The 391-nt window shown below is 68.3% G+C and carries 1 protein-coding gene; it reads right to left on the reverse strand.

Annotation, left to right across the window (positions count from 1 at the left end):
- Positions 1-163: 163 nt before the first annotated feature.
- The gene (locus tag IG05_RS46440) at positions 164-355 is read right to left on the reverse strand and encodes a DUF397 domain-containing protein (protein WP_078894893.1); all 192 of its coding nucleotides are present in this window, start codon (positions 353-355) and stop codon (positions 164-166) included.
- Positions 356-391: the final 36 nt, after the last annotated feature.

Consider the following 391-nt stretch of genomic DNA (forward strand, 5'->3'; position numbering starts at 1 on the left):
GGCCAACTCCGCCAGCAGGTCTACGGCCGGCCCCACCACCTCCGCCGCGAACATCTCGGCCGACGACTCGTCGTACCCCGCGGCAACGGGCTCTCCGAAGTAACCGTCTTCATCGATCACCGGAGGACCGTACTGCCGGCGGCGCCTCAGCGCGTCCGCTTTTTCAGCGGAGGGCGCGCAGGAACACGGAGAACGCTCCGCAGGAAACGGTCACTACACCTCCGGCGGGGTTCTTGGAGTCCCGGATGGCTATGTGGGGACGGAGGTCGGCGACCTCGACGCAATCACCGCCGGTCCCCCCGCTGTACGACGACTTCCGCCACCGTGCCGCCGTCAGGTCATGGCTGTTCCGCATAGCGTTCCTCCCGTACGCGGGCGATCAGCGCTGCCG

It is taken from the genome of Streptomyces sp. NRRL S-1022 (genome assembly GCF_000720135.1).
In the GTDB taxonomy this organism is placed as follows: Bacteria; Actinomycetota; Actinomycetes; order Streptomycetales; family Streptomycetaceae; genus Streptomyces.

Excerpts from the sequence above, each read along its gene's own strand:
- IG05_RS46440 (WP_078894893.1), bottom strand. The coding sequence starts at position 355 with ATGCGGAACAGCCATGACCTGACGGCGGCACGGTGGCGGAAGTCGTCG.